The organism is Ktedonobacter sp. SOSP1-52 (assembly GCF_016587395.1).
Genome location: NZ_BNJH01000002.1, coordinates 1,830,931 through 1,846,302, shown reverse-complemented (window position 1 = coordinate 1,846,302; position 15,372 = coordinate 1,830,931). Strand labels below are relative to the sequence as shown.

Here is a 15,372-nt window from a genome sequence, read left to right as displayed (position 1 = left end):
TGAATGAGTGTTGAGGTAGACTTCGAGCATCAGCCCGAAGTCTACCTCAACACTCATTCATATATCATACAATAGGGGCAAGCTGGTCTTGAAAAATCCGGTAACCATCGTGAGTGATCACACCTTCCAGGAGGAGATCATCATTGATGCGATAGCCTTCGGGATGAGGCTTAATATTGTCGAGGTGGGCGAAGAGCCAGCCGGCGGGTGAGAGCCACTGCTGAAAGTTGTCGAGGGCATGGCGCTGATTGAGGCCATAGGCATAGAGGATCTCGGCTTTCTGCTTGCCGTCATCGATCCATAATTCGGCAATATAGAGGACATAGACGGTAGTTTCAGGATCCATGGTTTTGCTCCTCCTGAGGAACGAGGCAGGAACGCACTACGCTGCTCTAAGAATAGTATGCCATAGAAAAAGCAATAAAAACAGCTCAAAGCCAACTTTTTCCAGGCTTGAGCGCTCCCACCGAGACTCTACCTGCTACATAGAAACACGTCTCGCTTGCAGACCAGGGAGACACCTGGTCTGCAAGCGAGACTCTTTCAGCAGGAGTCGCTGATCTATTTTAGATTTTAGATTTTAGATTTTAGACCAGGTGGAAGCGCTGGCTTGCCTGATGTGAGGCGGGGAGCGACCCGCTGGCGTCTATGCCGAGATGCCTGGCTGTACTGCGCACAATATCATTGGCCAGGTGTTCAAGGAGCGCGGCGTTATCACGCTGTGAGAGCTGGATATGTCTGGAGCGTAGGAGCGCGAGCGGATCCCTCTGCCGTCTCCAGGCCAGCAAGAAGCGCAAGAGGCACACAAGAAAGAGACATAAGGCCGGAATATAGATGAGTAAGCTTAGCAGGTCAAAGAGTCCAGTGAGTAACCAGTTGGAGAGAAAACTATTGGAAGGTGAAGGGCTTACGAGGGCGCTTAGCCAGGAGGATTGAGCGAAGAGAGTTACGAAAGAGGGGGCGCAAAAAGGCGCGATAATGACAAAAAGCGTTAGAGCGACAAAGGCCAGGCAACGGAACAGGCTTACCGGTAAATGCAGCGTGGTTGTGCGCGAGATATAGAGATGTTCCGCCAGCGAGGTAAGAGAGAGGAAGACCGAGGCGTCCTGGCGTTGAAGTTGAATATACGCTGGCTGTCCTGACTGCCCATGCATGCAGGCCACCTGGATGTCATCGAGATTGCGATGCCTGGCCTCTTCCTCCAGCAGCGTATAGACCCTGCCTGCCTCCATGTGATGTCCAGTCTGACTGGTCAGGAACCACGAGTGATGGGTAATAATGCTGCCATGCCCGGCGAGCACGGGACGAAGCTGAAGCTTCTGCAGTCGTTTGTGAGGCATCGGCCTGGGCTGGGGATCAGGTTGTGGCAGGGGCGCGACAGTCTTCCTGGCCACGATTCCCGGTATATTAGAAACGATGAGCATGGGATCGGAGACCGGTAGCGCAAGAGCATCCTCCTCGTCCTCGGACTTTGAGAGCATGGAGGGGAGTGGCGTCTGTGGTATCTCGGTAAAACGCGCGAGCTTGGTAAAGGACCCCGTCCCTTTACGCCGGGTGGGCATTTGTGCCCCACATTGGAGACAGGTCGTGGCCTGCTCAAAGTTGGCTACAAAGCAGTGGGGGCAGATGGATGGCATGCGTGATCCTCCTCTTCTACATTGCACATAGATGTGTCCCTGATTGGTTGCATGAGCAATACTATATCTATTCAGGCGACATTGTACATTTATGGATATAGCATGTCAATTATAGCTTGTATAGCCATTCAACCCATTTTTCATGTATTTGTAATGGAGCAAGCAAGATAGCATAAAACAGGGTCTGAGTAAGGGAGGTGCGAAGCGTATTATGAAGATTTATTCATAATATGAAAAGCAGGCAACGAAGAGGAGAAGCGAAAGGGCAGCGTATACAAGCTTGATTATTATCAATATAGTAGCCATAGAACAGATTTACACATTGTAACACTCTCCGTGCGCTTACAGGAGGATTAGTTACGACAAAAACATAACACTGAGATGAAGCAGGGGGAAAAGTGGCAAAAAAAAAGACCTCATATGAGGCCTTTGCAGAAGTGCCGAAGGGGGGACTCGAACCCCCATGCCAATTAAGGCACAACGCCCTGAACGTTGCGTGTCTACCAATTTCACCACTTCGGCGGAAGTGATCTGTTCACTTGGAACGAGATCTATAATACAGGATTAAGCCCTCCTCTGTCAAGCCCTTGCATAAGGCAATTTAAAAGTTTGGCAAATGCTCTCCAGCCTCTACAAGGAGGGCGACAAATCTTCAGTCTATCCTCGCCTAGAAAAACCCAAGGGAAAGATGTGTGTGCCTGGTTGATGGGCAAAGCCCATCAACCAGGCACACACATCTTTCCCTTGAGCGCCGCAGGCGCGAAAAGCCAAAACGCAGATGCGGCACATAGTTTAAGAAACTATGTGCCGCATTCGTCTCCATGGTATGGGTGCCGAAGGGGGGACTCGAACCCCCATGCCAATTAAGGCACAACGCCCTGAACGTTGCGTGTCTACCAATTTCACCACTTCGGCGGAAGTGATCCGTTTACTCGGGACGAGATTTATAATACAGGATTGAGGTTCGCCTGTCAAGAGTTTTCCCAGCCATTTTTCAGGGCTTCGCCTTAAAAAGCAGTTCAGTTGACCGTTACCCACTTTGGGGGCCTTTTCCACCTGGTTGGCTGGTTCAGTATCCCATCCAGTGGCCTCAGCTTTCGTGCTATAATAACAGAGATTGTTCCAACTGGTTGCTTGGTATGCCTGAGTTCTCCTTCCTGCATGAGAAGAAGTGGGGGCCAGGGTGAGGAGGAGTGCGCCCTTTGCGGTTACGTCGAGAGATAAGTGCTGTAACGGCAGAGATGTTCAAGGCGTGTCAGTGCAGAGAGGCGCAGCAAACAGAAGGAGGTTGAGATGCAGGAGACAAGGACTGCCCCCGCGCGAGCGGCCATCGATATCGGGAGTAATACACTCCAACTACTGATCGCGAGGTGCCAGGGCGATTCTCTGGACATCCTGGTGGATGAGGAAGAGATGGTGCGCCTGGGAAAGGATGTCAATGCGCATGGAGAGATCTCCCCGCAGAAGCGCGAGGAGGTCATTGATATTCTCCAGCGCTATAAAGCTCTGGCGGTTGAGCACCAGGTAGAGTCTATCTTCGTGGTCGCGACCGAGGCGACGCGCAAAGCACACAATAGCCAGCAATTCCTGAACGCTATAGAGCGAGCGGTTGGCGTCAAGACGCAGGTGATCGGCGGCGAGGTGGAGGCGATGTTGACCTTCTATGGTGCAAGCTACGAGTATTATCGCCAACAAGGGGCACCCGATCCTCTTGTCGTTATGGACCTGGGTGGTGGAAGCACCGAACTAATTAACGCGCAGCGCGGGAAAGTAAAATGGCTGACCTCTGTTCCCGTTGGTTCTGGCTGGCTGCATGATCGCTATATGCCTTCGGACCCACCAACTGAGGACGAGCGCGATCTTGCGCAGGTGTTTCTCAAGGCATACATGGATGGAACACGCCTCAAAAGCAGGCCCGAGGCGCTCATTATCACAGGTGGTAGCGCGAAGGCCCTCTTAAAGATGGCCCGCGCCGCCTTAGAGCTTGGGAACGAGGTGCAGCGCCTCTCCTTTATGGACGTTGTGCGTTGTGATGGATTGCTCAGTTCGTTAACAGCAGGAGAAGTCGCCCGGCGCTATGGCATAGACGAGAAGCGCGCGGCAGTCTTACCCGCAGGAGCGACGATTATTCAGGCCGTGATGACACGCTTGCAGCTATGCGAAGTTCGCATAAGCACGCATGGTATTCGTGAGGGCGTTCTCCTGGCCTATGCGCGGTATGGCGATGATTGGCTGGCGACGTTGGAGTCGCATGGGGAGAGCGCGGGCAGCAAGAAGTCGACCAGCACAGGGGCGGAGATGGTCACGGAGACCTTCGCTGAGACGGGCAGGCGGCTCTTGAGTGAAGGGGCTCGCAAGATGGGCGAGTGGCGCGCGGAAGTATTGAAGAATGAGGATGTGGAGGCTGTGCATAAGATGCGCGTGGCATCAAGGCGCCTGCGTGCAGTGCTGGATGCCTACGAGGATATCTGCGAGCCGAAAGCCTTTAAAAAGGTCTATAGCTGGACCAGAGAACTGGCGGATATGCTCGGCCAGGCCCGCGATACCGATGTCATGATCCAGAACTTGCAGCAGCGTGAGGAGGAGGCAGAGGCGGAAGAGAAAGAGGGCCTGAACTGGTTTATTGCGCGTCTACGCGTCTATCGCGACGAGCACCAGCTTGTGCTGGCGCGCTACCTAAAAAAATTAGATGAGCAGAAACTTTTGCGCCTGATCGATGCCTGTCTGCCGAAGGAGGGAAAGCGCCATGGCTAAAGCGAGAGCTATTCACGGTTTGCAGCCTCAGGCCACGACAGGCGAGAACGCGCGCAAGATCATCGAGACGCGCCTGGACGAACTGTATCAATGGGAAAAGTATGTGGGTGAAGCCTATCGTTCGCGCGAACTGCACGACATGCGCATCGCAGCCAAACGTCTGCGCTATACACTGGAACTGTTTGCCGACACCTTGCCGCCCGCATGTGCAGTGCTGGTCAAAGATGTGGAGCAGATACAGGGGGAGTTAGGGGAGCTACACGACAATGATGTCATGGTTGCATTGCTGCGCTTATGTCTGGGAAGTGTGGGTGGTGGGAATCCTTATCAGACCGTGTTAACGCAGGCGCCGACGCTTGCTAGACAGAAGTCACAGGGGAAAATCGCGGTAGAACCGGGCCTGGTGGCACATATGACCGACCCGAAGATCGCACCTTCGGCGGAGGAGCGCCTGGGACTTGAGGTGCTCTTGCGAGCCTATGAAAAACAACGTGAACAATCTTATATGGCCTTTCGCGAGCATTGGCAACAGCTACAAGAGCGAGATTTTCGCCGCGAATTACTGTATGCTATACAGGGATAGGTTTCAGAAGAGTTACTGGTATCCGGCCTGATCTGTATAGAGTAGGAGCGTAACAAGCTGTGACGGCAAGGCTGTGTTATGGTTGTGGGGGATAACATGGTGCAGCGAGACAAAAGGAGTAACGGCATGACTTCTAGTTCAATCGAAGATTTGCGTTGGTGGCAGCAGGCACATCCGACCGAAGAAGAATTATTGCAGAGCGGAGGCTTGCTGGTTGAGGATTGGCCTCATGCACGCTACGTGGTGAGGCTCTCGCGCGCCTTATTTGAAGCGACGCGTCCCCTACACAAGCTGGATGAGCATGCATGGCTCTTGCTGGAGCGGGCAGCCTTCCTGCATAACGCAGGCATGATAGTCGAGGAGCGTCAGCACCACAAGCACTCTTATCGATTGATCAAGGCGACTCAGTTGCCAGGCTTTAGCGAGAGCGAGCGGCACGAAATTGCCTGTATCGCACGTTATCATCGTCGCGCGTTGCCCAGCAAAGAACACGAAGAGTTTGCCACCCTTAAGCCATCAGCACGCAAACTCGTCTCGACGCTCGCGGCGCTCCTGCGCGTAGCGGATGCGTTAGATCATAGTCATGATGGGCGTGTACTGGGCCTGGTGGCTGACGAAGAGGGGTGTACAAAAGATATCTGGACGATTGATCTCCGTGTACGCCCCCTGGCCGACCTTGATGAAGAAATTACCCATGCCTATGCCAAGGCCGACCTCTTCGAGAAGGTATTTAAGCGTAAGCTACGCTTAAAAGTGCATGCGCAAGAGCGTTAGTCGTGCCGAGTACTATTTTATTGCATGCTTGCCTCATGCCTCAGCCTGTGTTGTGAGCACAATGGCCGCGCCGCAAGTCTGGGTTGGATGAATCCAGACGAGTGGGTGAGGCTGCTCTTGCATTGCATAAATCACGCCGTGCGCATCGAGATAGCGCCTGGCGGCGGGAAGGTCTGCCACCGCCAGAGTGATGCGGCAGAGGCTCTCGCCATACCGTTGCAGGTGGGCGGCGAGTGCTCCCACTTCCGGGAGATGCCGTTGCTGGTTTGCTGGATCGATATTTGTTGGTAGCGGCATCGCCAACTCAAAGCTTTGCCCCGATGCGTTGTTTCCTCCTACCAGGGGGAAAGAGACTAGCAGCGCGTCCCATCCCTCATGCTCCCCACCGAATTGGATGGAGGGTTCTAGCCCATAAATGCGTTGAAAGCGTCGAGTGGCCTCTTCAAGATTCTCCACAACAAGCGTCGTGCTCAGGACCTTTAGCACACCTAATGGATGAGTTGGAGGGTGCTGCCAGCCAGCCAGGCGAAAGCGGCGCTCCTCGCCGGTGCTATCGTGCTGAATCAGGAAGGGATAGTGCTGGGTGAGATCTGGGCGCTCAACGTCTGTACGCTGCCAGCCTCGGCTGCGACCCTCGGCACTATTGAGTGCGCCAGCATTAGGACCATTTACGGAGACGCCCCGTGCCCTCATGGCCTGGCTATCGGCCTCGATATCGTCTGAGCCAAGAACACAATTGAGGTATCCCTCGCCCTTCGCCAGCCGGTCGAGCATGCTCTGTTGTGCCTCTGCCGCCTCCTCAACCGAAATCAGCTCCAGGTAGGTATCTCCAATAACGATAATGCGGTTGGCTGTGCCCCCAAAGGGATGGCGTCCACCGCCGCTGGCAAGCAGCCCCAGGTTCTGCTCAAAGGTTTGTGTAGCCTTCTCAAGGTCATTGACGCCGATAATGATATGGTCAATCCCCGTAAGCATAATATGCCTCTTCCCCCTTTTTGTTTACTATACCACCTCGCTATGCTTTCCTTGGGGAAAGGTGTTGGTGGAAAACGGCATTGCCGTTTTCCACCAACACCTTTCCCCAAGGAAAGCAGGCGCAAAGGAAACACCAGAAGAACGACAAAAAGAAGAGCGGCAGGATACCCTGCCGCTCTTCTTTTTGTCGTTCTAATCTTTCTTAGCCGCGGGAGCGAGCAAGCTCGCGTGACTCGCGACGACCGGCCAGCGCGACCTGTTCTTTGCGCTTGCCGCCGAAGATGCCAAAGCCCAGTTCGCCGTGCTCCCAGATGACCAGCAGCATGCTGGCGTTGAAGATCGAGGAGTAGGTACCGCTAGCGATACCGATCAGCAGCGTTAGAGTAAAGGTATGAATGCTGGTGTTGCTACCGAAGAGCGTGAGTGCCAGCAGGGTAAAGAGCACGGTGAGCGAGGTATTGAGTGAACGAGCCAGGGTCTGTACCAGGCTGGCGTTCACTACCTGCTCAAAGGTCTCAGTTGTGCGGCGGATCATATTCTCGCGAATACGGTCAAACACCACGATGGTATCATGTACCGAGAAACCGACGACGGTCAGCAGTGCCGTGATGAAGAGGGCATCGATCTGGATATTGAAGAAGTGACCCAGGATCGAGAAGATGCCCACTACCACCAGGACATCATGCAGCATGGCGATGATCGCGCAGGCGCCATAGCGCCATGGGCGGCTCACCTTGCGGAACGAGAACCACAGGTAGAGCAGGATTGCCAGCGACGAGGCCGCGACCGCGAAGATCGAGTAGAGTTTGGTTTGATCGGCGACCGAGCCACCAACTGTCGAGCTATCGACCATCCAGACGTAGATGCCTTTGTTGTAGAAGGCCTGCTGAACTTTCTCGACGTCGCCAGTGTTGGACTGAAACTTGTTGCTGGTCAGCAGCGAGATGGCCTGCGTCTGGTTGTTATCGCCAATAACAGGCTTATCGGCTGTCACCGCTTGGCCATTGATTTTCGGCAGGCCGGTCGTGGCCTGGCTCAGCTTGGCGCTATCGGGCAGCTTGGAGAAGCCAGTGATCGTGACCATGCTGAAAGCAGGTTTACCATTCGAGGCAGTATAGTTATCCTGGCGGAAATTCAGCTGCTCGCCTGGAAACTGTTTCTGCACGTTGGTCTTAATGGTATTCAGGACCGTGTTATCGATCTGCGGAGTCAGGCGAAGCCAGGCCGCGCGGTCGGCGCGAATCTTCGGGTTCTGCGTGAAGTTGACCTGCACATCCTTCAGGTTAAGTGGCTGAAGAATGTCCTTGACTTGGGCGGTTGTCTGAAAACTCTTATTGGGCAAGAGGTCGACGCTACTACCGCCGCTGAAGTCGATGCCGACATTCAGACCCCACATGAACAAAGCAATGACGCCGGGAACGATGACCAGCAGCGAGACGGCCAGGAATATAAAGCGATACTTAATCAGGTTAAACACGGCATCCTCCTCTAGACTGTGCCGTTACGGCGTGCAAGGGCCGCTTTGGGGGTGGCATTCCCCGGAAGCCCAAACAGCGCGGGATGGTTGACGACACCGGTCGGCACCAGCAGGTTCAGGAAGGTGCGGGTGACGGTGATGGCGGTGAACATACTAATCACGACGCCCAGGAACAGGGTAGTTGCGAAACCAACGATGATCGTCGCGCCGAAGTTTGTACCGAAGATGTAGAGCACGGCGCAGGTGATCATGGTCGAGATGTTTGAGTCGCGAATGGAAGGCCAGGCGCGTTTCCAACCAATGTCGATGGCGGAGGCGAGGAGGCGCCCCTCGCGCAACTCTTCCTTCACGCGTTCAAAGATGAGCACGTTCGCGTCTACGGCCATACCAATTGAGAGGACAAAGCCCGCGATACCCGCCAGTGACATCGTCACGCCGATCATCTTAAAGACGGCCAGGGTCAACAGTGAGTAGAGGATCAGGGCCACATCAGCGAGAAAGCCGGGGAGGCGGTAGTACAGGAGCATGAAGAGCATAACGATACCCAGGCCAATGGCACCGGCGATCAAGCTCTTGTAAATTGAGTCCTGACCGAGGGTTGCGCCAACGGTTGACTCACTGGCAATGTCGAAGGAAATGGGCAGCGCACCGATCTTTAGCAACTGTACGAGCTGATTGGCATCGTCAACTGTGAAGTTGCCCTCGATGACACCGTTACCAGGCAATTGGCTATTAATGACGGCGGACGAGATGACCTTTTTATCCAGCGTAATCGTCATATACTTGCCGACGTTCTGGGAGGTATAGGTGCTCAGGCGACCGACCGCATCGCCACGCATACCAAAGGCGATGACATACTGGCTGGTCTGCGAATTTTGTTGGACGCCCAGAGAATTGGGGTCGAGGTCATTACCAGTGAAGAGCGGTTTGATGCTGCCATTGTTGTCGGCTGCGAAATCGCTGGGGTTTAAGGTCGCACCGTTCTGCAAGGGTGTGGTCCCGGTGTTCCAGATCTCAAGCTGGCCTGTGCGCAGCAGCGATTCAACATCTGCCTGCTGGTTGCCGCTATTGTAGCCAGGCAGCTCGACTACGATGCTTTTCTGACCGTCGAGCGTGGTCTGGGTGCGCACTATGGGCTCATTTACGCTCAGGCCCTTGTTCACACGTTGCTCGATCAGGTTGCGCGCGGTCGCCATCTCATCATCAGTGGGGTTCTGACCTGGCTTGGGGTTCAGCAGCACGCGTACGCCACCTTGCAGGTCGAGGCCTTCATGAAAGGTAAAGGGATTGTTAATACCGTATAAGGGCTTTCCACCCTTCTGGCTCGCTGCGTTTGGCCAGAAGACCGTGTAGGCTGCGCCCGCGGCTAATAGGATGATTAAAAAGAGGAGTGTGAGTGTTCCTCGGCGCATATGTACTGTTTCCTCTCACTCAATGTGTGGTGATACGTTGAAGTCTGTGCAATTAACTGCCCATCTTCCACCGAGCGCAAATAAAAGCGTTCTTTATGATTAGGAACGCAGACGCGCCTCTCTTGATACCAGTGAAGTATAGCATAGTTGATTGCTATTGCCTATCCTGTTGTTGTGCCTTTGTGCCCGGATGCCTAAATCTATACTCGGCCCTGGATTATCTCAATCTATACTCGGCAAATATCATAAAAATTGCAGGGTCTTCCCCCCCAGGGGGAAATATGGCGCCAGCGACGAACATGAACATCTCTTTGTGCTCGATATCAGCCTATTATAGCAAAAAAACTCAAAGAAAGTCTGAGGGAAACCAATGCCAGTCCAGGCGGCCAGGTGGAGCAAGCGCACCTGGCATGGGCCTGGAGAGATAGGAGTATGCAGACCAGGAACTACCTGAGAGTACTATGCTTAGAAGTAGGGAGAAATCTCTACCTGAATTCAGGGGTAAAAGCCGTCTTCTAAAAGGGGCCAACGGAGAATGTGGCTAATAAACAATTTGAAAAAAAGACTGCGTAAGAAGTGTAACAATAGTAGAGATCTCTTCGTAGTAACTTACGATATATCGTTTTTGGCTATTATTGACCACCAAGTTTTAAAGGAGCTGCTGCTTTTTATGGAGACTACTGTGCAGGGTGTTTCTGGTGCGCAAGCCAGTAGCCATGAAATTGTCATGGATGTCCGCGATATCACGAAAAGTTTACCGCTTGGGCGTGAGCGGATTGAGATTCTAAAAGGGATTAGTTTTCAAATTCAGCGTGGGGAGTTTGTCTCCATCGTGGGACCCTCTGGTTCTGGTAAGAGCACGCTCCTGGGAATTATCGCTGGTCTGGATAATCCAACGACAGGCAATGTATTGATTGATGGTGTCGATATCGCGCGTATGACCGAGGGCAAACTGGCGGTGGTACGCAATCAGAAGATCGGCATGGTCTTCCAGGCATATAACCTGATCCCAACCCTGACGGCGCAGGAGAACGTCGAGGTGCCGCTCTATGTAGGCAAGCACAAGGGTTCGCCCTCGGCGCGCGCCAAGGAATTGTTGGAACTGGTGGGTCTCTCGCATCGCCTGGGCCATCGCCCCAGTCAGCTCTCGGGTGGTGAGCAGCAGCGCGTCGCCATCGCGCGCGCGCTGGCGGCTGATCCTCCCATTGTGATTGCCGATGAGCCAACGGGTAACCTGGACGCGCGTAACGGTGAGAAGGTGTTGGAGTTGATCGCCACACTGCGCGACCAGACTGGCAAGACTTTTATTATCGCTACGCATGATCAGAATGTGGCCTCGCATGCCGGCCGAACCATACGTATCGTCGATGGGCTGATCGCTGAAATTGATAGCACCGGTGGGAGAATTGTGCAATGAAGGCCTCGATGTACTTTAACTACACCTCGCGCTCGCTGGTGCGAGGTGGGCAGCGTACGGTCCTGGCCCTCTTCTGCGTAGCGGTCGGTGTCATGGCGATTGTAGCCCTGCAACTGGTGGGGCTTATGATCAATAATGCCTTTACCAGTAACGTGCGCGATGCCAACGGCGGCGATATCGCCGTCACCTCCAATAACCAGCCCTTTAATGGGGATGACCTGAAGTTCTTTGATACGCTTAAAAAAGATAAGGTCATTAGCAACTATACCCCGGTTGTGAATTCGCAGGCTTCCTCAGGTAGCGGCTCGATCTCCCTGCGGCAGTCCTTCTCGGTCCGCGTCGTCGATCCCACGGTCTATCCCCTGGGGACGCCGCTGAGCGTGAAAGACCCGAAGAACGCGACCGTTGTCGACCTGTTGCAGAATAAGCAGATCATTGTTACCCAGGCCTTTGTCGATCAGTATCACAAAAAGGTGGGCGACGTACTCGATGTCCGTGTGACCTCATCCGACCGCCAGGTGCGAGTGATTAAGACTAAGATCGCAGGCATTGTGGACAACAGTGGCGTGCTCTCCCAGGCGGGTAGCGTGGCGCTGATCTCCCTGGCCGATTATAAAGATCCTAACGCGAAGGTCGCGCAGACCTATGATACTGTCGATGTGAGTACCGTCGACAAGGCACATATGAATGACGCGGCCAAAAAGCTGCGCGACAATTTCCCCATCGCGAATGTGCGCACCGTCGACGATGCCGTCAAAAATCAGCAGGCGACAATCGACAACATCCGCAAGTTCCTGGAGATCGCGGGTCTGCTGGCCCTGTTGATTGGTGGCGTGGGTATCGTCAATACCATGCAGGTCTTGCTTTCACGGCGCAAGACCGAGATCGCCATGCTCAAAACGACAGGCTACCGGCGCTTTGATCTCTACCTGCTCTTCGGACTGGAGGCAGCGCTGCTGGGCCTGGTTGGTGGCGTGCTTGGCGCGGCGGCCTCGGTTGGCGTGAGCTACCTGGTGCGCAACATCGTCCAGAACACCTTCCTCTTGAACATTCCCTTTATACTGGACTACACAACGATTGTGGGCGGCGTAATCATAGGTGTTGCGACCTCGCTCATCTTTGGCCTTTTGCCAATCGTTCAGGCGGCGAATATTCGCCCGCTCAACGTCATTCGTGACCTGCCCGAGGGGAAAGGCGCGGGGAGCCTGGTTCTGACCGTCTTCCTGTTGCTGTTGCTCTCAGTGCTTTTCTGCGCCCTCTCGATTGTCATTTTGAACAATGACATCCGGCTGGGCATAGGCGCGGTCTATGGTACCTTCATCTTTCTGGCCCTGCTGAGCGTCTTCTTTGGCCTGATTGTCTGGCTTATTAGCCGACTGCCTGTGCCAGAGCGCTTCTCCGTTGGCTACCTCTCTTTGATTGTCCTGGGGGTGGCCTTCGCGCTCTTCCTGTACTGGGTCTTGCCCAACTACCTGAACTTCCCTTACTTGCAGACGTTTGGCCTGATCTTCCTGGTCATCTCGCTGCTAGGCTTGCTGGTTGTGGTGTTGCCGCGTACATGGAAAGCGAATGTCAAAATGGCGCTGCGCAACATTGGACGGCAGCGTGCGCGCACAACGACTACCATGCTGGCGCTCTTTGTAGGCATCTTTACCATTGGCCTGATCTTGATCCTGGGCCAGGACCTGCGTGACCAGGTCAATGATGTCATCTCCAAGACGCTGAACTATAACGTGGTCTCGATCACCAGTGGCAATGATACGCAGAAGTTGCAGGATAAACTCTCAAGCTTGAATGGGCTCTCCAGCTACCAACGTCGTACCCTGGCCTCAACCGTGCCGGTAGCGATCAATAACAAGCCACTTCAGGAGATCCTGCCTAGCGAAGGCGATAAGGCCAAGTCTGGTCCGGGTTCGCTGGGCAGAGGTGGCGCGCTCTACTTCCTGAGCGGAGTCGAGGGCTACGATGTGGGAAACAACCAGTTCCCTAGTACCAAGGACCTGCGGATTATCCAGGGGCGCAACCTGAACGCCAGCGATGAGGGAACGGACAATATCCTGATCGCCAGCGAGTTGGCCAACCTGGACCCCTTTCACTTGAAGGTTGGTGACAAGATTACCCTGGCGGGCCAGGATCGTGTCAGCATCAAAACCGTCACGGTTGTGGGCGTCTACCAGCAGAGTAGCCTGGGTGGAAGTCTTTATCCACTACTGGGAACGCGCAGCAGCGTCAAGGCGCTCTCGCCAGGAGGCGTCGAGCAGTCGGTTTTCTACATGAAGATCGATGCCAACAAGCTCAATAGCGCTGTAGATGCTATGGGCAAGACAGTTCCTAACGCCTTCGTGCTCAACCTGGCGAATATCAGCGATTTCGTTGATCAATTGCTGAACGACATCCTGCTCACATTGACGACTATTGCCTCTCTCTCGCTGGTGGCGGGCGTTATTATCATCGCTAACGCGGTGGCGCTGGCCATGCTGGAACGCAGACGCGAGCTGGGCATCCTCAAGTCGGTGGGCTATACCAGCAGTTCGATTCTCAGCGAGGTCATGATTGAGAATGGCGTGGTAGGTGGCACGGGCGCGCTACTGGCCATGCTGCTTGTCACGGGCGCGATCAGCGTGCTGGGCGCGCTGGCCTTTGGCGCGACTTTCGGCGTAAGCGTGCCAATGGCGCTGGCCCTGATCCTGGGTTCGGCGGCACTGGCCATGCTCACCTCGGCCATCGTGGCCTGGGGCGCAGTACGCGTGCGCCCACTCGAAGTATTGCGCTACGAGTAGAAATAGTGTGTATGCAAAGTGGGCGCGGGGTTCCGACCGGAACCCCGCGCCCACTTTGCATACACACTATTGTATTACAGGGGAAGCGCTAGCAGCGGAATCTCCATCTCGTCGGGGGTCAGGCCGCCATGATGGCCTTGGAAATGCATATCGAAGGTGCCCTGCTCATACCACCAGACGGTTTCATGTTTGTAGGGAAGGATCACTACGTTGCCCAGGCGCGACAGGAGCGTCTGCGATGGGGCGCGCAGGCCAAAGAATTGCTGCGCGATCAGGCTGGCGACGGGATAGACCTCGGCCTTGTCCGCGAGATGCTGGCGTAGCATAGTAACGACCTCGTCGACATAGGGTTCTTTCACATGCAAGAACATATCTCGCGGCGAGCCAGCAGGAATAAGCAGGCGTCCCTGGTGATTTGTCTTTAAGTAGCGTATGAGCTGAGGGAGCCGCTCATTAAGGTAATAGGTTGTACGTGGATTGACCGGCGTCTGTCCATGGTCGGCGCTCAGAAGGAGCAGCGTGCGAGGTGAACGCGAGGCCACGCGCTGGTAGAATTGCTCCATCTGCTGCATAAAAACGTCAATTTCCCGCTCGACCTGGGGCGAGAAGGGTCCATAGTTGTGACTGGCTGTATCGATGCGATCAAAGTAGAGAAAATAGTAAGTCGGCGCGGTAGGTGGCTGAACGAGCAAGTCTGCCAGCCCCCCTAAGGCTTCCTGGATGGTTGTATAGGGGTGAACTTGTGCGCCACGAAAGACGATATCGGAGTAGGTTGAAGGCGTATATGCCTGATATTGAAAGATATGTGAATTGACGCCCTCGTCCTGTAACGACTGGTAGAATGTCTGGCGCGGGAAGAAGGCCGTTGCCGGTACTGAGGCGCGTTTGAGCGTATCGCGCACAACCTTGTCATCGGCATAGGAGAAGAGCAGGGGCGAGATAATATTATCGACCAGCGGCTCATAGTAGTGCCACTCATAGACGCCGCTCTGTCCGACCTCCAGGCCGGTGTGAATACAGGTCACATGCGCGGCGGTCGTCGAGGGGAACTGTGAGGTAAGCTTGGAGACGACGCCAGAGGCTTGAGCCGTTGTGAGAAAGGCATAGCGCTCCGCGTGGCGTTTAAAGAGATGCCAGCCAAAGCCATCGACAAAGAGGAATACGACCTGCTCATAGCGTGTAGGCAGGTTATGGAGGATATCCGCTGGCAGGGCCATGGGCGTTGTCCCGGTTAGCAGCGAGCGAATGGTCGCAGGCAGATAAGCGAAGCAATAGGAGCCATAGCACGGTTTGACGAAGCGCTGAGAGAACTTCGACTGACTGACCGCTTTAATTGAGGCTGTGTTGAGCATGGCTGAACCTGTACTTCCTCTACTAGCTCTAGGCTCTTATTCCGAAACCCAACGTCACTCTCGTGACTAGCGCTTCCCCCATTCGAGGACAAGCGCGCTCAGGATTTCGGATAAGCAGTAGACAGAGATTCCTGCAAACTTGATGCAGGTTTGGCAAATGTGGTCTGCTGTCTGCTTAACAGTATATCATGAAAAACTCTTCTATCAACTC

The 15,372-nt window shown here is 54.4% G+C and carries 12 protein-coding genes and 2 tRNA genes; 6 read left to right on the top strand and 8 right to left on the bottom strand.

Going from position 1 to position 15,372, the window contains the following annotated elements:
- Positions 1-64 precede the first annotated feature (64 nt).
- The 4 genes from JMJ16_RS23475 to JMJ16_RS23460 all read right to left on the bottom strand — a co-directional run bounded on the left by JMJ16_RS23475 (position 65) and on the right by JMJ16_RS23460 (position 2,552).
- Entirely contained in the window at positions 65-346 is a 282-nt protein-coding gene (locus tag JMJ16_RS23475) for a hypothetical protein (RefSeq protein WP_201385436.1), read from the bottom strand.
- 241 nt (positions 347-587) lie between these two features.
- Positions 588-1,637: a zinc finger Ran-binding domain-containing protein gene (locus JMJ16_RS23470; protein ID WP_201385435.1), complete on the bottom strand. Its 1,050-nt coding sequence runs from the start codon at positions 1,635-1,637 to the stop codon at positions 588-590.
- A gap of 438 nt (positions 1,638-2,075) precedes the next feature.
- Positions 2,076-2,159, bottom strand: a tRNA-Leu gene (locus tag JMJ16_RS23465).
- 309 nt (positions 2,160-2,468) lie between these two features.
- Positions 2,469-2,552, bottom strand: a tRNA-Leu gene (locus JMJ16_RS23460).
- Between the two features lie 378 nt (positions 2,553-2,930).
- On the opposite strand from JMJ16_RS23460, the gene JMJ16_RS23455 reads away from it, so the two are divergent.
- The 3 genes from JMJ16_RS23455 to JMJ16_RS23445 all read left to right on the top strand — a co-directional run bounded on the left by JMJ16_RS23455 (position 2,931) and on the right by JMJ16_RS23445 (position 5,748).
- Positions 2,931-4,391, top strand: a complete 1,461-nt coding sequence (locus JMJ16_RS23455) for a CHAD domain-containing protein (protein WP_201385434.1) — start codon at positions 2,931-2,933, stop codon at positions 4,389-4,391.
- On the top strand, positions 4,384-4,974 hold the full coding sequence (locus tag JMJ16_RS56080) for a CHAD domain-containing protein (protein WP_201385433.1): 591 nt from the start codon (positions 4,384-4,386) through the stop codon (positions 4,972-4,974). Before JMJ16_RS23455 ends, JMJ16_RS56080 begins: the two co-directional genes overlap by 8 nt.
- A gap of 126 nt (positions 4,975-5,100) precedes the next feature.
- The gene (locus JMJ16_RS23445; RefSeq protein WP_201385432.1) at positions 5,101-5,748 is read left to right on the top strand and encodes a hypothetical protein; all 648 of its coding nucleotides are present in this window, start codon (positions 5,101-5,103) and stop codon (positions 5,746-5,748) included.
- A gap of 33 nt (positions 5,749-5,781) precedes the next feature.
- Here the strand turns inward: JMJ16_RS23445 and JMJ16_RS23440 are convergent, their stop codons facing one another.
- Entirely contained in the window at positions 5,782-6,723 is a 942-nt protein-coding gene (locus JMJ16_RS23440) for a VOC family protein (protein WP_201385430.1), read from the bottom strand.
- A gap of 67 nt (positions 6,724-6,790) precedes the next feature.
- Here JMJ16_RS23440 and JMJ16_RS56075 point away from each other — a divergent pair, with 67 nt between their 5' ends.
- A complete protein-coding gene (locus JMJ16_RS56075) occupies positions 6,791-6,919 on the top strand; it encodes a hypothetical protein (RefSeq protein ID WP_255553230.1) in 129 nt (42 codons plus the stop codon).
- 6 nt (positions 6,920-6,925) lie between these two features.
- On the opposite strand, the gene secF is transcribed toward JMJ16_RS56075, so the two are convergent.
- Positions 6,926-8,200 carry a protein translocase subunit SecF gene (gene secF, locus JMJ16_RS23435; RefSeq protein WP_201385428.1) on the bottom strand — a complete coding sequence of 425 codons (1,275 nt, stop codon included), beginning with the start codon at positions 8,198-8,200 and terminating at the stop codon, positions 6,926-6,928.
- A gap of 11 nt (positions 8,201-8,211) precedes the next feature.
- Positions 8,212-9,612: a protein translocase subunit SecD gene (gene secD, locus JMJ16_RS23430; RefSeq protein WP_201385426.1), complete on the bottom strand. Its 1,401-nt coding sequence runs from the start codon at positions 9,610-9,612 to the stop codon at positions 8,212-8,214.
- A gap of 670 nt (positions 9,613-10,282) precedes the next feature.
- Here secD and JMJ16_RS23425 point away from each other — a divergent pair.
- Positions 10,283-11,029 carry an ABC transporter ATP-binding protein gene (locus JMJ16_RS23425; RefSeq protein WP_201385424.1) on the top strand — a complete coding sequence of 249 codons (747 nt, stop codon included), beginning with the start codon at positions 10,283-10,285 and terminating at the stop codon, positions 11,027-11,029.
- Positions 11,026-13,809, top strand: a complete 2,784-nt coding sequence (locus JMJ16_RS23420) for an ABC transporter permease (protein ID WP_201385423.1) — start codon at positions 11,026-11,028, stop codon at positions 13,807-13,809. The genes JMJ16_RS23425 and JMJ16_RS23420 overlap by 4 nt, the downstream gene beginning before the upstream one ends.
- Before the next feature lie 74 nt (positions 13,810-13,883).
- Here JMJ16_RS23420 and JMJ16_RS23415 read toward each other — a convergent pair whose 3' ends face one another.
- Positions 13,884-15,161, bottom strand: a complete 1,278-nt coding sequence (locus tag JMJ16_RS23415; protein WP_201385422.1) for an alkaline phosphatase family protein — start codon at positions 15,159-15,161, stop codon at positions 13,884-13,886.
- Between the last annotated feature and the right edge of the window lie 211 nt (positions 15,162-15,372).

Bases quoted from the DNA above. Each gene is read 5' to 3' on its own strand.
- JMJ16_RS23415 (WP_201385422.1), bottom strand. From the start codon at position 15,161: ATGCTCAACACAGCCTCAATTAAAGCGGTCAGTCAGTCGAAGTTCTCT.
- JMJ16_RS23425 (WP_201385424.1), top strand. From the start codon at position 10,283: ATGGAGACTACTGTGCAGGGTGTTTCTGGTGCGCAAGCCAGTAGCCAT.
- JMJ16_RS23470 (WP_201385435.1), bottom strand. From the start codon at position 1,637: ATGCCATCCATCTGCCCCCACTGCTTTGTAGCCAACTTTGAGCAGGCC.
- JMJ16_RS23455 (WP_201385434.1), top strand. From the start codon at position 2,931: ATGCAGGAGACAAGGACTGCCCCCGCGCGAGCGGCCATCGATATCGGG.
- JMJ16_RS23475 (WP_201385436.1), bottom strand. From the start codon at position 346: ATGGATCCTGAAACTACCGTCTATGTCCTCTATATTGCCGAATTATGG.
- JMJ16_RS23420 (WP_201385423.1), top strand. From the start codon at position 11,026: ATGAAGGCCTCGATGTACTTTAACTACACCTCGCGCTCGCTGGTGCGA.
- secD (WP_201385426.1), bottom strand. From the start codon at position 9,612: ATGCGCCGAGGAACACTCACACTCCTCTTTTTAATCATCCTATTAGCC.
- JMJ16_RS23445 (WP_201385432.1), top strand. From the start codon at position 5,101: ATGACTTCTAGTTCAATCGAAGATTTGCGTTGGTGGCAGCAGGCACAT.
- JMJ16_RS23440 (WP_201385430.1), bottom strand. From the start codon at position 6,723: ATGCTTACGGGGATTGACCATATCATTATCGGCGTCAATGACCTTGAG.
- JMJ16_RS56080 (WP_201385433.1), top strand. From the start codon at position 4,384: ATGGCTAAAGCGAGAGCTATTCACGGTTTGCAGCCTCAGGCCACGACA.